Genomic DNA, 13,147 nt, shown 5'->3' on the forward strand with positions numbered 1-13,147 from the left:
CCGGCTCCCTAGGATGACCCCGACACCACATGGTCGGAGGGGCATTCGATGTACCAAAACAAAAAAACAAACACCTGGCACTGTACGTGGTTAACCCTGGGGCTGATCGGTGCCTGCACCGCTGCCCATGGCACCGAAAACGGCGCACCGACCACGGCGGTCGGGGTCTATGATTTCGGCGCGGGCATGATGCCGCCGGCCACGCCCTTTGGCACTGTCGGCCTGCGTACCGCGTTCTATTCGGCCAACGTACAGAAAGATCGCCACGGCAAGTCCGTGGACAACCATTTCTCCCTGGATGTCTTGTCCATCGGCCTCGCCTACATGCGCATGACCGATTACACCGTGCTGGGCGCCAAGTATGGTTTCGGCGCCGTCGTGCCGTTTTTCCAGATGGACGCTTCGCTACAGGTGCAGACCCCTGTCGGCCCGCTGGACCTGGAAGCCGATCCGTTTCGCATGGCCGACATGCAGGTGTTGCCGGTGATTTTGCAGTGGACCCTGTCGCCGAACCTGTTCGTCAATGCCCAGTTCCAGATCCAGGCCCCCACCGGCGACTACGACAAGGATCGCTTGATCTCGCCGGGCCTCAACCACTGGACCTTCTCGCCGATCCTCAACGCCACCTACATCTCCGACAGCGGCTTCGAGGTGTCTTCGAGCTTTGAGGCCGACATCAACACCCGCAACCACGCCACCGACTACAAGAACGGCGTCGAATACCGCCACGAGTTCGCCGTGGGTCAACACGTTGGCCCTTGGACGGTGGGCGTGGGCGGCTATTACTACCGGCAATTCACCGATGACGATGCGCCGGGCCTGGAGGCGGGCAATCGCGCCCGGGTGTTGGCGGTCGGGCCGGCGGTGAGCTACTTCAAGCCTGGCATTCCACCGGTGTGGCTGCATGTCTACAAGGAGCTCGATGCGCGCAATCGCGCCGAGGGCTATACCGCGGCGCTGCGTATTTCCCACAGTTTCTAGAAGGGGCTCGTCATGAACCAATCAAGTTCCGTTTCAACGGCGGCCACCCCGTCGCGCCAGGCCAGTTGGCGCGAAGGCGCAGTGCTGATGCTGGGCAGCAGCCTGACGATCATGGGCGCGGTGATGGTCACGCCGATCCTGCCCCGGTTGGGTGCCGAATTCGGTCCCTTGGAACCGCGCGCCGATCTGCTGGTGCCGTTGGCGATCACCGGTCCCGCCCTGGCGATTGCCGTGTGCGCGCCGTTGGCTGGCTGGTTGGCCGACCGGGTTGGACGCAAGGCGTTGCTGGTGATTGCCACGGTGCTCTACGCCTTGCTCGGTGCATTACCGGCCCTGCTCGATAGCCTGACTTCGATTGTCGGTGTGCGGCTGTTGTTCGGGTGCACGGAGGCGGCGGTGATGACCTGCTGCGCGACGCTGATCGCCGACTATTGGCAGGGCGAGGAGCGGTTGCGTTACGTCAACCGGCAGGTGGTGACCATTGGCCTGGTGGGGGCGCTGTTTTTCGTGGTGGGCGGTGTGCTCGGCGAGCACTCGTGGCGTGCGCCATTCCTGTTGTATCTGCTGCCACTGCTGCTGGTGCCGGCCATGATGAAAATCCTCTGGGAACCGCCGGTGACGAAGCAGCAGAAGGTCGAGCAGCGCGTCGATGAGTCGGCTCCGGCCAAGGTCGCCGTGCTGCCACTGCTGGTCGGCTACCTGATGATTCTGGGCGGCATGGTCTTGACATTCATCATGCCTATCCAGGCGCCGACGTTGTTGGTCAGCCTGGGCGTCACCTCCAGCACGCTGATCGGCCTGGCGGCGGGGCTGAGCCTGTTGGCGACCTTGGGCGGTTCGCTGATGTGGCCGTTGCTGCGCCGTCGCTTCGGCATCGCCGGTTGCAACGCATTGTTGCTCGGCTTGATGGGCCTGGGGCTGTGGTTGCTGATGCGCGGGCAAAGCTACAACGCTGTGCTGGTGGCGGTGTTCATCCAGGGCCTGGGGGCCGGGTTGCTGGTGCCCAATGTGATGGCGCCGGTGATGAATGCCTTGACCGCCAACACCCGCGGCCGGGGTTTGGGCGGGTTTACCTCGTGCCTGTACATCGGCCAATTCGTCAGTCCGCTGGTGGTGGCGTCGGTGGTTGTCTTCGCCGGTGACCTGCGTCACGCCATCCAGTGGCTGGCCCTGGCCAGTTTTACCTTGGCATTGCTCTGGGTCATTGCCGGTCTGCGTGCACGGGGCCAGGGGCAGGCGAGCACCGTCGGATCACATCAATCGTCGTGACATAAGGAATCTGAAACATGGGTATGCAAGACATCCACCATTTGATGGACAGTGAAGACGCCACGGCGCTGGCCGAGTGGGTCAGGCGTGGCGAAGTCCAGCCCGGCGAACTGCTGGAAACCGCCATCGAGCGCCTGGAGCGGGTCGAGCCGCAGCTCAATGCGGTGGCCGAGCGTTTGTACGATTCGGCCCGGCAAGCCGTGCGCACGCCACAGGTTGGCCAAGGCTTGCTGGCCGGTGTGCCAACCTTGATCAAAGACCTGTTTTCGCCGGTCCACGGCGCGGCGATGACTAACGGCTCACGCGCACTGGGCGACTTCCGGGCGGATTTCGAATCGGAAGTCGTGACGCGTCTGCGTCGTGCCGGATGTCAAGTGATGGGCACCAGCACTTCGCCGGAGTTCGGCACCTCGTACTCCACCGAGTCCGCGCGCTTCGGCGCCACCCGCAACCCCTGGAGCACCGACCACAGCGCCGGTGGCTCCAGCGGTGGCGCGGCGGCGTTGGTGGCGGCCCGGGTGGTGCCGTTCGCCCATGGCAACGACGGCGGTGGTTCATTGCGGGTGCCGGCGTCTTGCTGCGGTGTGTTCGGGTTCAAGCCCAGCCGTGGCCTTATGCCGTCGGGGCCGATAGTGGGCGAGGGCTGGGCGGGGATGGGCACGCCCCATGCGATTACCTTGTCGGTGCGCGACAGTGCGGCGCTGCTGGACGCCACCGCCGGGAGGGACCTGGGGGCGCCCTATGCCGCGCCGGTCCAGGCGTTGCCGTATGTGATGGCGGTGCAGGCTGATCCCAAGCCGTTGCGCATTGCCCTGATCGAGCAACTCGAGCCTTGGCCTACGTCACCCCAGAGCCTTCAGGCGGTGGGCGAGGCCGCGCGGTTGTGCGAGTCCCTGGGGCACCGTGTCGAACCGGTGAGCCTGCCGGTGGGATTGCTGGAGTTTCTCGACCACGTGTTCACCATCATTGGCGCCAGCTCTCGTCACTATGTCGACCTGCTGGGCCAGATGCGTGGGTTTGCCGTGCAGGCCGAAGAGCTGGAGGTGCGCACCCGGATCATCTTGCGGGACAAGGGCAACGTCAGCGGCGCCCAATATGCCGCGGCGGTGGAATGGATTCATGCCCTTGGCCGGCAGTTGGCGGTGTTCATGCAGGATTATGACGTGATCCTGAGCCCAGTCCTGACCCGTGAACCGGTGCTGATTGGCGAGCTGGATCTGCAGGATGTGTGCATGAGCCTGGATCAATTGATCGAGCGCTACCACAGCTATTCGCCATTCACTGCACTGTTCAATGCCAGCGGCCAGCCGGCGATGTCCGTGCCGTTGTCCTGGAGCGCCAATGGCCTGCCGATGGGGGCGCATTTTGCCGGTCGCTTTGGCGAGGAAAACACTTTGCTGGCCCTGGCCGCCCAACTGGAACGCGCCCAGCCCTGGCGCGGCCGAGTTCCACGGGTCAACGCCTGCCGGCGATGAAACTGTGGGAGCGAGCCTGCTCGCGAAGGCGTTGGGTCAGTCGGCATCATGGTTGACTGAATAGTCCGCTTTCGCGAGCAAACCCGCTCCCACAAGCGGGATTTTTGCTGATAGGGCTCTGGGGTTGTCACAGAGCCCTTGAAGGTCAGTAGCGGATCATCACCGACTTCAGTTCGGTGTAATCATCAATGAATGCACTGCCGAATTCACGGCCTATCCCTGAAGATTTACTGCCGCCAAAAGGCACCGCCGGGTCGAGCAGGGTGTGCATGTTTACCCAGACCGTGCCAGCTTCGATGGCGGGAACCATGCGCAGGGCTTTGCCCAGGTCGTTGGTCCAGAGACTGGCGCTCAGGCCGTAGGGCGTGTCGTTCATCAGCTCCAGCAGTTCCTCTTCACTGTCGTAAGGGAAGAACGTGGCGATCGGGCCGAAGGTTTCTTCGTTGAGCAGGCTGTCGTCGCGGCGATTGGCGAGGATGATGGTCGGCTCCACATAGCAACCGGGTCCATCGATCAGCTTGCCGCCGTGGACGATGGTGTTGTTCTGTGCGCGGGCCTTGGCGAAGAATTCCGCGAGTTTGCGCTGGTGCTGGCGGTTGGTCACCGGGCCGAATTCGGTGCGTTCGTCCAAGGGCGAGCCGATGGTGAGTTTGCTCAGGCGCTGGGCCAGTTTGTCCATGATCGACTCGATCTGCGAGCGATGAACAAAGAACCGTTCCGCTGCTGCACAGATCTGTCCCGAATGCAGAAAGCCGGCCTCGATGATGCCGTTGACCGCCACCTCGGGATCGATATCACGCAGGAACCCCGCCGCATTCTTCCCGCCCAGTTCCAAGGTTGCACGGGTCAACCCGGCGCCCATGGCCGCTTGGCCCACCGCCAGGCCGGTGGGCACGGAACCGGTGAATGAGACCTTGTTGGTGCCTGGGTGTTCGATCAGCCCTTTGCCCACTTGGCCGCCGCCGGTCAACACATTCAGGGCACCGGCCGGAAGGCCGGCCTCGATGGCCAGTTCAGCGATGCGCAGGATGGTCAGCGGGGTGAACTCGCTGGGCTTGATGATGATGCTGCAACCGGTCACCAGGGCTGAGGCCAATTTCCAGATGGCGATCATGGTGGAAAAATTCCACGGTACGATACCGACCACCACTCCGACCGGTTCGCGCAAGGTGAATGCGGTATAGCGTTCGCCAGCGAAGGAGGGCAGTGATGGGGTGATCGTCTCGCCGTTGATCTTGGTCGCCCAGCCAGCGTAGTAGCGCAGGAAATGTGCGGCCTGGTCGACTTCGAAGGCCCGGGAGACGTGGATGATCTTCCCCGACTGGCAGGTCTCGATCTGCGCCAGCTCTTCGCGGTTGCGTTCCAGCAGGTCTGCCAACTTGAGCAGCACATGGCCGCGGACCGCGGGTGCCGTTTGGGACCACTGCTTGAAGCCGCGGCGGGACGACTCCACCGCCACATCAATGTCGCCGGAAGTGGCGTCGCTGACCTGGGCGATGACTTGGCCGTTGGCAGGATTGACGACGTCAAGTGTCTGGCTGCTCTGGCTTTCGACGTAGCCACCGTCGATGAACAGGGCGTGATGTTTGCCGAGGAAGGCTTCGACCGGAGGCAGCAGGGCAATATCGCTCATGAGGGTTTCCTGATCACGAATAGGGAAAGCCCCGAGGGTAATCCCGGCAGGATCATCCAGCTTGACTGTGCCTGCCGCGCCGTATGTCTGTGGCTGCCAGCCTGGGTGGTTGGCAGCCAGGAGCAAGGCCTCGTGCAGGCAGGGACAAGCCAGCCAGGCCGGTTTGCGATCAGATTCGGGTTTCGACTTGATGGCATAGGGGCGGGCGATGTTTCTCCAGACCAACAAACAGAGACTGGCGTTGACTGCGCAGGTGCAACGCGTGCTGACCGGCGAAACGGAGGACACGCCACAGCTCGACGCGTATCCGCAACTGCGCACCGTCCTTGAGCAGCATGCACGGCAGGTGGCGAGCGCGACTGCACATCTGCATCAGGTCGAAGCACAAGTGCAGGCGCAAACCCTGCAATGGCAGCACTGCGAGCGTGAGATGCACAGGGTTCGCCAGCAATTGGAGCAAGCCCTTGAGCGCGAGCAGGCGCTTGAAGTTCGTCTGGGCGAACACAGCCAGCATCTACAGCAACAACGCCAGGATGCGCAGATCTGGGAGTTGCTGCAATCGACCTTGACTGAAGGCTGCTGGGATATCACGGTCGTCAACGGTGACCTCCAGCACCCGGCCAGTGGCATGCGCTTTTCCAGTCAGTTCCGTTCGCTGCTGGGGTATGGGCCGGATGACTTGCCCGATGGCTGGGATGCCCAGGTCGGCATCACCCACCCGGACGACTTGCCCAAGATCATGGCCATTTTCGATCAGGAAATCCTTGGCTCCCAGGGCAGCGGTGAATACGTCTTCGAATACCGGATGCGCCACAAGACCCGGGATTACATCTGGTGTCGTGAACGCGGTCGGGCGGTACGCGACTCGCATGGGCAACTGGTGCGGGTCATTGGTGCGGTGCGTGATATCAGCGATGAGCGCTCGGCCCAGTCCACCCATCAGCGCATGCTCGAACAGAACCAGGTGACCTACGCCCAGATTGCCACGGTGGTGGGGGTGATCAAGGGCATTGCCGACCAGACCAATCTGCTCGCCTTGAACGCCGCGATTGAAGCCGCCAGGGCCGGAGATGTCGGGCGCGGTTTCTCAGTCGTGGCCGATGAGGTGCGCAAGCTGGCGCAGAGCACCCGGCAGGCGACCCATCAGATCCAGACCATGTTGCATCAGCACAAACAGTAAGCCGAGCGGGAGCTGCCGTCGGGGCAGCTCCCGCCACGTTCAGAACGCAACCGCCACGGTTCTGGCCGTTGAACATCGAGTCCCAGTCCTTGGAGTAACGGCTGTAGCGATAGGTCAGGTCCGGTGTCCAGGGCAGGTCGGCGAAGGTGTAGCCGGCTTCGCCGTACCAGGCTTTCTCCGGGCCCGCGTCCTTGTCCTGCCAGGCGTACTCGAAGGAGAAGTGGGCGTTTTCGATGCCAGCATTGCCGGCGCCGCGCAGGCTGTAGATGTCCATGCCTTCGTGCTGTTTCTGGAAGTTGCTGGCGTAGCGGTCATCGACATCGATGCCATGGATATAGGCCAGCCCCAGGGTGCCAGGCGCGGCGGTGTATTCCAGGGTTGGCCGTCCCGTAGAAACTGCCCAGGTTGCCGAGTGTCTGGTCGATACTCAGGCCATACTTAATGAAGTCTTCGCGCCAGCTTGAACCACCGGTGGAGCCGTCGTAGTTCTTGCGGCTGTTGAACAGCCCGTAGACCGCCAGGAAGTTGCCGATGACGGTGGTATCTTCGTCGGAATAAAGCTCATAAGCCTGGGCCGGTGAATCGGCGACCAGCAGGGCGATGCCCAAGCCGATGGGCATTGCGCAGCAGAGGTGTACGGCGTGTGTGCCCCATGGTGGAATTCCCCAGTGCGATTGGACAGTAGAGCGCGCATTAAGGGGAGAGGTACCCAGGGAAGTCTTTCACCTGCCTGCCATGGAGTTGATCCAGGCCGCCAGCGCGGCGGTGTTGGCAGGCAGCAACAAAACCGGCGGCAGACATGGGCAAGACGCCCGGCGCGGTGCGGCGCAGAGTAAGGCTGCACGCAACGCCGTTTCGATCAGGGACTGGTTGGGGAAGGCATGATCGCCGGTTCCTGGACGGCTGTGGCATCCATACTAAAAATACGCTTTCGAGGACCTTGCACCATGTCGATCAATGACAGGCTCACCGAGCACTTGAACCGGGGTTCGGTGGGCTTTCCCACCGCGTTGGCCAGCACCATTGGCTTGATCATGGCAAGTCCCGTGATTCTCACCGCGACCATGGGCTTTGGCATTGGCGGCAGCGCCTTTGCCGTGGCGATGCTGATCGCCGTGGTAATGATGCTGGCCCAGGCGACGACGTTTGCCGAGGCGGCGTCGATTCTCCCGACCACCGGCTCGGTCTATGACTATATCAACTGTGGCATGGGACGTTTCTTCGCGATTACTGGCACCTTGTCGGCCTATCTGATTGTCCATGTGTTCGCCGGAACCGCCGAGACCATCCTGGCCGGCGTCATGGCCCTGGTGAACTTCGAACACCTCAACACCCTGGCCGAATCGGCAGGTGGCTCCTGGTTGCTGGGCGTGGGGTTCGTGGTGGTCTTTGGCGTGCTCAACGCGTTCGGCGTCAGCGCCTTTGGCCGGGCCGAAATCATCCTGACGTTCGGCATGTGGACCACCCTGATGGTGTTCGGCGTGCTGGGCCTGATCGCCGCTCCGGCAGTGGAGTTGGAGGGCTGGTTCGGCGCGTCCGTGGTGGGCACCGATATGGTCACGGTGCTGTCGCTGGTGGGCATGGCCATGTTCATGTTTGTCGGCTGCGAATTCGTCACGCCGCTGGCACCGGACCTGCGCCAGTCCGCTCGGACCATGCCCCGGGCCATGATGCTGGGCTTGTTCAGCGTCGCCACCTGCATGTTCATCTACGGTGCGGCGATGAAGCGCCAAGTGGAAAACGTGCTGCTCGATGCCACCAGCGGCGTGCATCTGCTGGACACCCCCATGGCGATTCCACGCTTCGCCGAACAGGTCATGGGCGATATCGGCCCGATGTGGCTGGGCATTGGCTTTCTGTTTGCCGGTGCGGCGACCATCAACACCCTGATGGCCGGCGTACCGCGGATTCTCTACGGCATGGCGGTGGACGGTGCGTTGCCGAAAATCTTCACCTATCTGCACCCGCGCTTCAAGACGCCGTTACTGTGCATCCTGGTGGCGATGCTGATTCCGTGCCTGCACGCGTGGTGGCTGGGTGGCAATACCGACAACATCATGCACCTGGTGCTGGCCGCGGTGTGCGCCTGGAGTTTTGCCTACCTGCTGGTGACCGTGTCGGTGGTCAGCCTGCGGATTCGTCGTCCCGATCTGCCGCGGGCCTATCGCTCGCCGTGGTTCCCGTTGCCACAGATCCTGTCCAGTGTCGGCATTATGCTGGGCATGTGGTTCATCACACCGCCCGGCATGAACCCGGCAGACATCTACGTGCCCTTCGCGGTGATGCTCGGTGGCACGGCAGCGTACGCCTTGTTCTGGACCCTGGTGGTACAGAGGGTCAATCCATTCAAGCCAGCGTCGGTAGAAGACGTGCTGGCCAAGGAGTTCTCCCATGAACCAGGGCAACTTGCGGGCGAGTTTGTCGACCCTGCTGCAAAAACTGTCTGAGTTGTTCAGCGCCCAGCACACCCCGGCCGGGTATCGGCCCGGGGTGACCCTGGAACACCTGCGGCGCAACCTGGCGCTGGCGCAATTCGAGGTGACGGGCCTGACCACGGCGACGGCAGCCACCGACGATGGCAGCTTGCAGTTGGAGATCGTCGAACGCACCGAGTCGCAGTTGTTGATGCACCTGGTGATGACCGAGTTCGTCCTGCGCGTGCCTGCCTCCCGAGAGGGCACGGCGCGCCTGGAGCTGCACCACGGCGGGGCTGTTCGGCGCAGTGGTATTCGCTGCCGGCAGCGGGACGGGCGCAGTGACCTGGCGGACCGGTTGCAGGCGGCGGTGGAGCAGGATCTTGTGCTGTATCAGGCCCTCATGCCCCTGGATTTCAAACGGCTGCGCATCGATTTGCAGGGACGCCAGTGGTGCGTGCGCCTGGAACACATGGGCGGTAGCGAAGTGGTCAATCGCATGCCGGCCTTTCGTCGGTATATCCCGTTGAGCCGCGAGCAGCGCTGCGTCTTGCTGGCAACCTTGAGCGGTCTGCAGCGGGTACTGGCAACGCTCTGATTCTGTTGTGCTGCCCTGGCATCATTCCTGCTACTGCTCTGGCGATCAGGTACTTGTTGCGTGTATATAGATAACATGTTAACTATTGCCGCACAAAAACAAAAAGCCACTGCGGAGAATGCCATGAGCATGCAACAGGTTGGGCAGGACGGTCTGGACACCTGGAACCGGGATCTGCGGGCGACTTGCGGCCACTTCGATACCGAGCTGGCCTTCAATCGTTCCCTGTTTATTGGTGAAGTGTCGAATTTCCATCGGGGTGGCCTTGCCCTCGCGAACCTGCGCACCAACGCCGGTAGCATCAAGCGTCACCTACCCAACGCGGATCACGACGATGACCAGGATTGCTTCCTGGTCAGCCAGCGCAGCGGCTACTGCCGCATTACCCAGAACGGCTTGAGCATTCAGCTGGCACCCGGTGAACTGCTGCTGATGGATTCCGTGGGGGCGCTTGAGATCAGCCCGTTCGGCCTGATCGAGCACGCGGTGCTGTCCTTGTCTCGCCAGGACGTGTCGCGACAACTGGGCGGGGAGACCAAGACTTTCGGCAAGGTTTCGTCCAGCAAGGCGTGTGGGCGGATGCTGCATGTCTTGATGGACCAGCTGTGCAGGGACACACCCGACGGCGAGGGCGCCGCGGGCGAGGGTGAAGCGTTGCAGAGTGCCTTCGTTTCGCTGTTGGGCTCGGCCTTGGAGCACAGTAGCGATGCCCGTGATGAGGGGGTTGCGTTGCAGGGCAGCCATCTGCGCAGCTATGTACAGAAGGTCATCGACGAGTCACTGACCCAGCCCGGCCTCAGCCCGGTGGGCCTGGCCAATCGACTGAATATTTCGGTGCGGCATCTGTATCGATTGTTCGAAGAGCAGGATGACAGCGTTTGCCGCTATATCCAGCGGGCCCGGCTCAAGCGCAGCGCTGATGACCTGACCAATCCGTTCCTGCGGGACGAGTCCATTACCTCGATTGCCTACAAATGGGGCTTTACCGATTCGGCGCATTTCAGCCGTTCGTTCAAGAAGCAGTTCGAGCTGTCGCCCAAGGAGTTTCGTTCCAGCCGTTTGCAGGAGGGGCAAGGGATGGCTTGAATGAGGTCGTCGTTGACTGGATGATCGCTATCGCGAGCTTGCTCGCGATGACGGTGGTCCATCCACCCTCACCGCAAGCTGACTCCCCCCACTCAGGTTCAGACCTCCGGCAACGTCGAACCCCCGTCGACCACCAAAGTCTGCCCGGTCACATAACTGGCCAGGCTCGATGCCAGGTACAGCATGGCGCCGGCGATGTCACTCGGTTGGCCCAATCGACCCAGCGGCACTCGGCGGGCAATGTCCTGGTTGACTTCATCGTCGCCCAGGTTGGCCATGGCCGGTGTCGCGATCATGCCCGGCTCGACCCCATTAACGCGGACATTCTCGGCCGCCAGTTCCAGCGCGGCATTGCGAATGAAACCATTGACCCCGGCCTTGGAGGCCGCGTAGTGGCTGAGCCCTGGATACGCCACCCGCGGGCCGGTGACCGAAGAGGTCACCAGCACGCAGCCTCGGCCCTGGCGTCGGAACATCGGTAGCGCGGCCTGGGTCAGCCAGAACAGCGCCGACAGGTTCACCGCCAGCGTACGCTCGAGCATCGACGGGGTGATCTCGGCGAACGGTGTCAGCGGAAAATACCCGGCGTTGTGCACCAGGGTATCCAGCCTCCCCAAGCGCTGCTCCAGCTCGGCCATCATCCCGAAGACCGCCGTTGCGTCGGCCAGGTCAACCCCCACCGCTTGTACCTGACAGCCCTCGGCAGTCAATTCGTCGGCCACCGCTTCGGCGCGCGCCAGGCCAAGGTCGGCGATGACCACGCGAGCCCCACGCAGGGCAAACGCTTCAACGATGGCCCGGCCAATGCCCTGGGCGCCGCCCGTGACCAATACGGTCTGGCCGCTGAAATCCAGATCCTCAGACATCGCTGGCCTCCATCCGGCTGAAGGCCAGTGTCGGTACATCGACAATGTTGGAGCCGCCATCGGCCACCAGCGTCGCCCCGGTGATGATCGACGCATCAGGGGAGGCCAGGAAGCGGCAGACGTTGGCGATTTCCTCCGCGCTGGCCGGCCTGCGCAACGGCAAGTCGGCGCAGACCCGGTCATAGGCCTGTTGCAACGTTTCGCCATGGAACTGCATCAGTGCCTGCATTTCTTCATCGGCCATGGGGGTGCGGACCCAACCTGGGCAGATTGCATTGACCCGTACGCCGTGAGGCCCGTAATCCCTTGCCAGGGAGCGGTTGAGGCCTAACAGCGCATGCTTGGCTGTGGTGTAGCCGCACACGTGGGGGCCTGCCGCCAACGAAGCGATGGAGGCAATCAGCACAATGTTGCCGGCGCTTTCCTGCAGCAGTGGCAGGCACGCCCGGGCGCTGTAGAAGGCGCTGTCGAGGTTGCTGCGCAGGGCCGCTTCCCAGGCCGATGGCTGAGTCTCAGTGGCGCTGCCCATGCCCAAACCACCGGCACAGGCGAGCAGCACGTCGAGTCGGCCATGGCGCGTGAAAATCTGCTCGATGAAGCCGTCCCAGGTGTTCGGACAGGCCGCATCGCCCACCAGCACCAGGCCGCCGATGTCCTCGGCGAGTGCTTCCAGGGGCTCGCGACGGCGGCCGATCAGCACCAGGTTGGCGCCTTCGGCGGCATACAGGCGGGCGCAGGCGGCGCCGATGCCGGTACCGGCACCGGTGATCACCACGGTACGTGATTCAGGCATCGGGATACTCCGTCTGATTGAGTACCTGGCAGTAGGAACTGACCGGGAAATTGGAGAACTCATCGAACGACGCACCGGCGTAGCCGAAGATCTTGCCGTCGCTGCGGTGCTGTTGCAGGTCGATCAGCACCAGGCCCAGGGTCGGGATGATTTTTTCCCGCCAGACGAACAGGTACAACTGATCGGCGATCTTGTAGGTGTCGCAGCGATCGGTGTCGCACAGGCCTTGCTCAACGCCCTTGAGGCACTGCCAGGAGTAGAACTGGTCGTTGAGGTAAATGTGTTCGTAGACCTCGCTCGGGCTGTAGCGATACAAGTTGCGCAGCCCCACCAATTCGGTAGTCGGTGTGTGCGGGCACAGGCCAGGCTGCCAGGGACGATCGAGGCTGCCGTGCAGGAACTGCGCTTGAACCGAGGTCAGGGGCTTGCCGGCCAGCGCCCGACTGTAGAGGCCTTCGCCGGTTTCCGGCTGGCTCGGCATGCGGCCGATCACGGCGGTGAAGGCGGCGCTGGCGGTATCGAGCACCAGGCTTACCGACAGCGTCAGCTCGCCTTCGCGCTTGATGAAGTCCACCAGGTACAGGCCCGGGCGTACGGATGTGGCCCGGTAGGTCGCGCTGCCGTTGGAGTGCCCATCGGCGGCGTTCCAGGTCAGGGTGTCCTGCTCGAAGCGGTGCTCGATCTGCCAGCCATTGGCGAAATGCAGGGTGAAGGTCTTGCTGTCCAGGTCGGCCAGGTTTGGCAGGATGAAAGCTTCGGGGGCAAAGCCATCGGCCAGGGCGCCGACGGTGATCCAGTCTGAAGATGTGCTCATTACAAGGCTCCGGTGGTTGAATTAGCCACACGGATCAT

At 62.8% G+C, this 13,147-nt stretch carries 11 protein-coding genes and 1 pseudogene; 7 read left to right on the plus strand and 5 right to left on the minus strand.

The window, feature by feature from the left end; all coding sequences use genetic code 11:
- Positions 1-48: 48 nt before the first annotated feature.
- Genes BLU76_RS06875 through BLU76_RS06885 form a run of 3 tightly spaced genes read left to right on the plus strand, consistent with a single transcriptional unit; the run spans position 49 to position 3,725 of the window.
- The gene (locus tag BLU76_RS06875; protein WP_092141289.1) at positions 49-981 is read left to right on the plus strand and encodes a SphA family protein; all 933 of its coding nucleotides are present in this window, start codon (positions 49-51) and stop codon (positions 979-981) included.
- Between the two features lie 12 nt (positions 982-993).
- Positions 994-2,250: an MFS transporter gene (locus BLU76_RS06880; protein WP_092141286.1), complete on the plus strand. Its 1,257-nt coding sequence runs from the start codon at positions 994-996 to the stop codon at positions 2,248-2,250.
- Positions 2,251-2,267: 17 nt separating this feature from the next.
- Positions 2,268-3,725: an amidase gene (locus BLU76_RS06885; protein ID WP_092141283.1), complete on the plus strand. Its 1,458-nt coding sequence runs from the start codon at positions 2,268-2,270 to the stop codon at positions 3,723-3,725.
- 145 nt (positions 3,726-3,870) lie between these two features.
- Here the strand turns inward: BLU76_RS06885 and BLU76_RS06890 are convergent, their stop codons facing one another.
- Complete coding sequence (locus BLU76_RS06890) at positions 3,871-5,358, minus strand: aldehyde dehydrogenase family protein (RefSeq protein WP_092141280.1); 1,488 nt, start codon at positions 5,356-5,358, stop codon at positions 3,871-3,873.
- A 208-nt stretch (positions 5,359-5,566) separates the two neighbouring features.
- Between BLU76_RS06890 and BLU76_RS32065 the strand changes: the two genes are divergently transcribed.
- A complete protein-coding gene (locus tag BLU76_RS32065) occupies positions 5,567-6,538 on the plus strand; it encodes a methyl-accepting chemotaxis protein (protein WP_092141278.1) in 972 nt (323 codons plus the stop codon).
- 52 nt (positions 6,539-6,590) lie between these two features.
- On the opposite strand, the pseudogene BLU76_RS06900 reads toward BLU76_RS32065, so the two are convergent.
- Positions 6,591-7,192 (minus strand): annotated as a pseudogene (locus BLU76_RS06900) (hypothetical protein); the annotation flags it as partial.
- 293 nt (positions 7,193-7,485) lie between these two features.
- On the opposite strand from BLU76_RS06900, the gene BLU76_RS06905 reads away from it, so the two are divergent.
- The 3 genes from BLU76_RS06905 to feaR all read left to right on the plus strand — a co-directional run bounded on the left by BLU76_RS06905 (position 7,486) and on the right by feaR (position 10,636).
- Positions 7,486-8,985, plus strand: coding sequence for an APC family permease (locus BLU76_RS06905; protein ID WP_092141271.1), 1,500 nt, complete (start codon positions 7,486-7,488; stop codon positions 8,983-8,985).
- Positions 8,930-9,550, plus strand: coding sequence for a DUF3156 family protein (locus BLU76_RS06910; RefSeq protein ID WP_170867281.1), 621 nt, complete (start codon positions 8,930-8,932; stop codon positions 9,548-9,550). Before BLU76_RS06905 ends, BLU76_RS06910 begins: the two co-directional genes overlap by 56 nt.
- Before the next feature lie 123 nt (positions 9,551-9,673).
- Positions 9,674-10,636 (plus strand): transcriptional regulator FeaR, encoded by a 963-nt coding sequence (feaR, locus tag BLU76_RS06915; protein WP_092141268.1) that lies wholly within the window; start codon positions 9,674-9,676, stop codon positions 10,634-10,636.
- 98 nt (positions 10,637-10,734) lie between these two features.
- Here feaR and BLU76_RS06920 read toward each other — a convergent pair whose 3' ends face one another.
- From BLU76_RS06920 to BLU76_RS06930, 3 genes are read right to left on the minus strand one after another with little or no spacing between them, the layout of a single operon-like run.
- On the minus strand, positions 10,735-11,502 hold the full coding sequence (locus tag BLU76_RS06920; protein WP_092141266.1) for an SDR family oxidoreductase: 768 nt from the start codon (positions 11,500-11,502) through the stop codon (positions 10,735-10,737).
- Entirely contained in the window at positions 11,495-12,295 is an 801-nt protein-coding gene (locus BLU76_RS06925; protein ID WP_092141263.1) for an SDR family NAD(P)-dependent oxidoreductase, read from the minus strand. The genes BLU76_RS06920 and BLU76_RS06925 overlap by 8 nt, the downstream gene beginning before the upstream one ends.
- Complete coding sequence (locus tag BLU76_RS06930) at positions 12,288-13,109, minus strand: molybdenum cofactor biosynthesis F family protein (RefSeq protein WP_092141259.1); 822 nt, start codon at positions 13,107-13,109, stop codon at positions 12,288-12,290. The genes BLU76_RS06925 and BLU76_RS06930 overlap by 8 nt, the downstream gene beginning before the upstream one ends.
- Positions 13,110-13,147 lie beyond the last annotated feature (38 nt).

The organism is Pseudomonas sp. NFACC08-1, from assembly GCF_900106735.1.
GTDB lineage: Bacteria > Pseudomonadota > Gammaproteobacteria > Pseudomonadales > Pseudomonadaceae > Aquipseudomonas > Aquipseudomonas fluorescens_Q.

What these genes read in the sequence shown, in the direction of transcription:
- BLU76_RS06875 (WP_092141289.1), top strand. Translation starts at nt 49, where the DNA reads ATGTACCAAAACAAAAAAACAAACACCTGGCACTGTACGTGGTTAACC.
- feaR (WP_092141268.1), top strand. Translation starts at nt 9,674, where the DNA reads ATGAGCATGCAACAGGTTGGGCAGGACGGTCTGGACACCTGGAACCGG.
- BLU76_RS06880 (WP_092141286.1), top strand. Translation starts at nt 994, where the DNA reads ATGAACCAATCAAGTTCCGTTTCAACGGCGGCCACCCCGTCGCGCCAG.
- BLU76_RS06890 (WP_092141280.1), bottom strand. Translation starts at nt 5,358, where the DNA reads ATGAGCGATATTGCCCTGCTGCCTCCGGTCGAAGCCTTCCTCGGCAAA.
- BLU76_RS06925 (WP_092141263.1), bottom strand. Translation starts at nt 12,295, where the DNA reads ATGCCTGAATCACGTACCGTGGTGATCACCGGTGCCGGTACCGGCATC.
- BLU76_RS32065 (WP_092141278.1), top strand. Translation starts at nt 5,567, where the DNA reads ATGTTTCTCCAGACCAACAAACAGAGACTGGCGTTGACTGCGCAGGTG.
- BLU76_RS06910 (WP_170867281.1), top strand. Translation starts at nt 8,930, where the DNA reads ATGAACCAGGGCAACTTGCGGGCGAGTTTGTCGACCCTGCTGCAAAAA.
- BLU76_RS06885 (WP_092141283.1), top strand. Translation starts at nt 2,268, where the DNA reads ATGGGTATGCAAGACATCCACCATTTGATGGACAGTGAAGACGCCACG.
- BLU76_RS06930 (WP_092141259.1), bottom strand. Translation starts at nt 13,109, where the DNA reads ATGAGCACATCTTCAGACTGGATCACCGTCGGCGCCCTGGCCGATGGC.
- BLU76_RS06905 (WP_092141271.1), top strand. Translation starts at nt 7,486, where the DNA reads ATGTCGATCAATGACAGGCTCACCGAGCACTTGAACCGGGGTTCGGTG.
- BLU76_RS06920 (WP_092141266.1), bottom strand. Translation starts at nt 11,502, where the DNA reads ATGTCTGAGGATCTGGATTTCAGCGGCCAGACCGTATTGGTCACGGGC.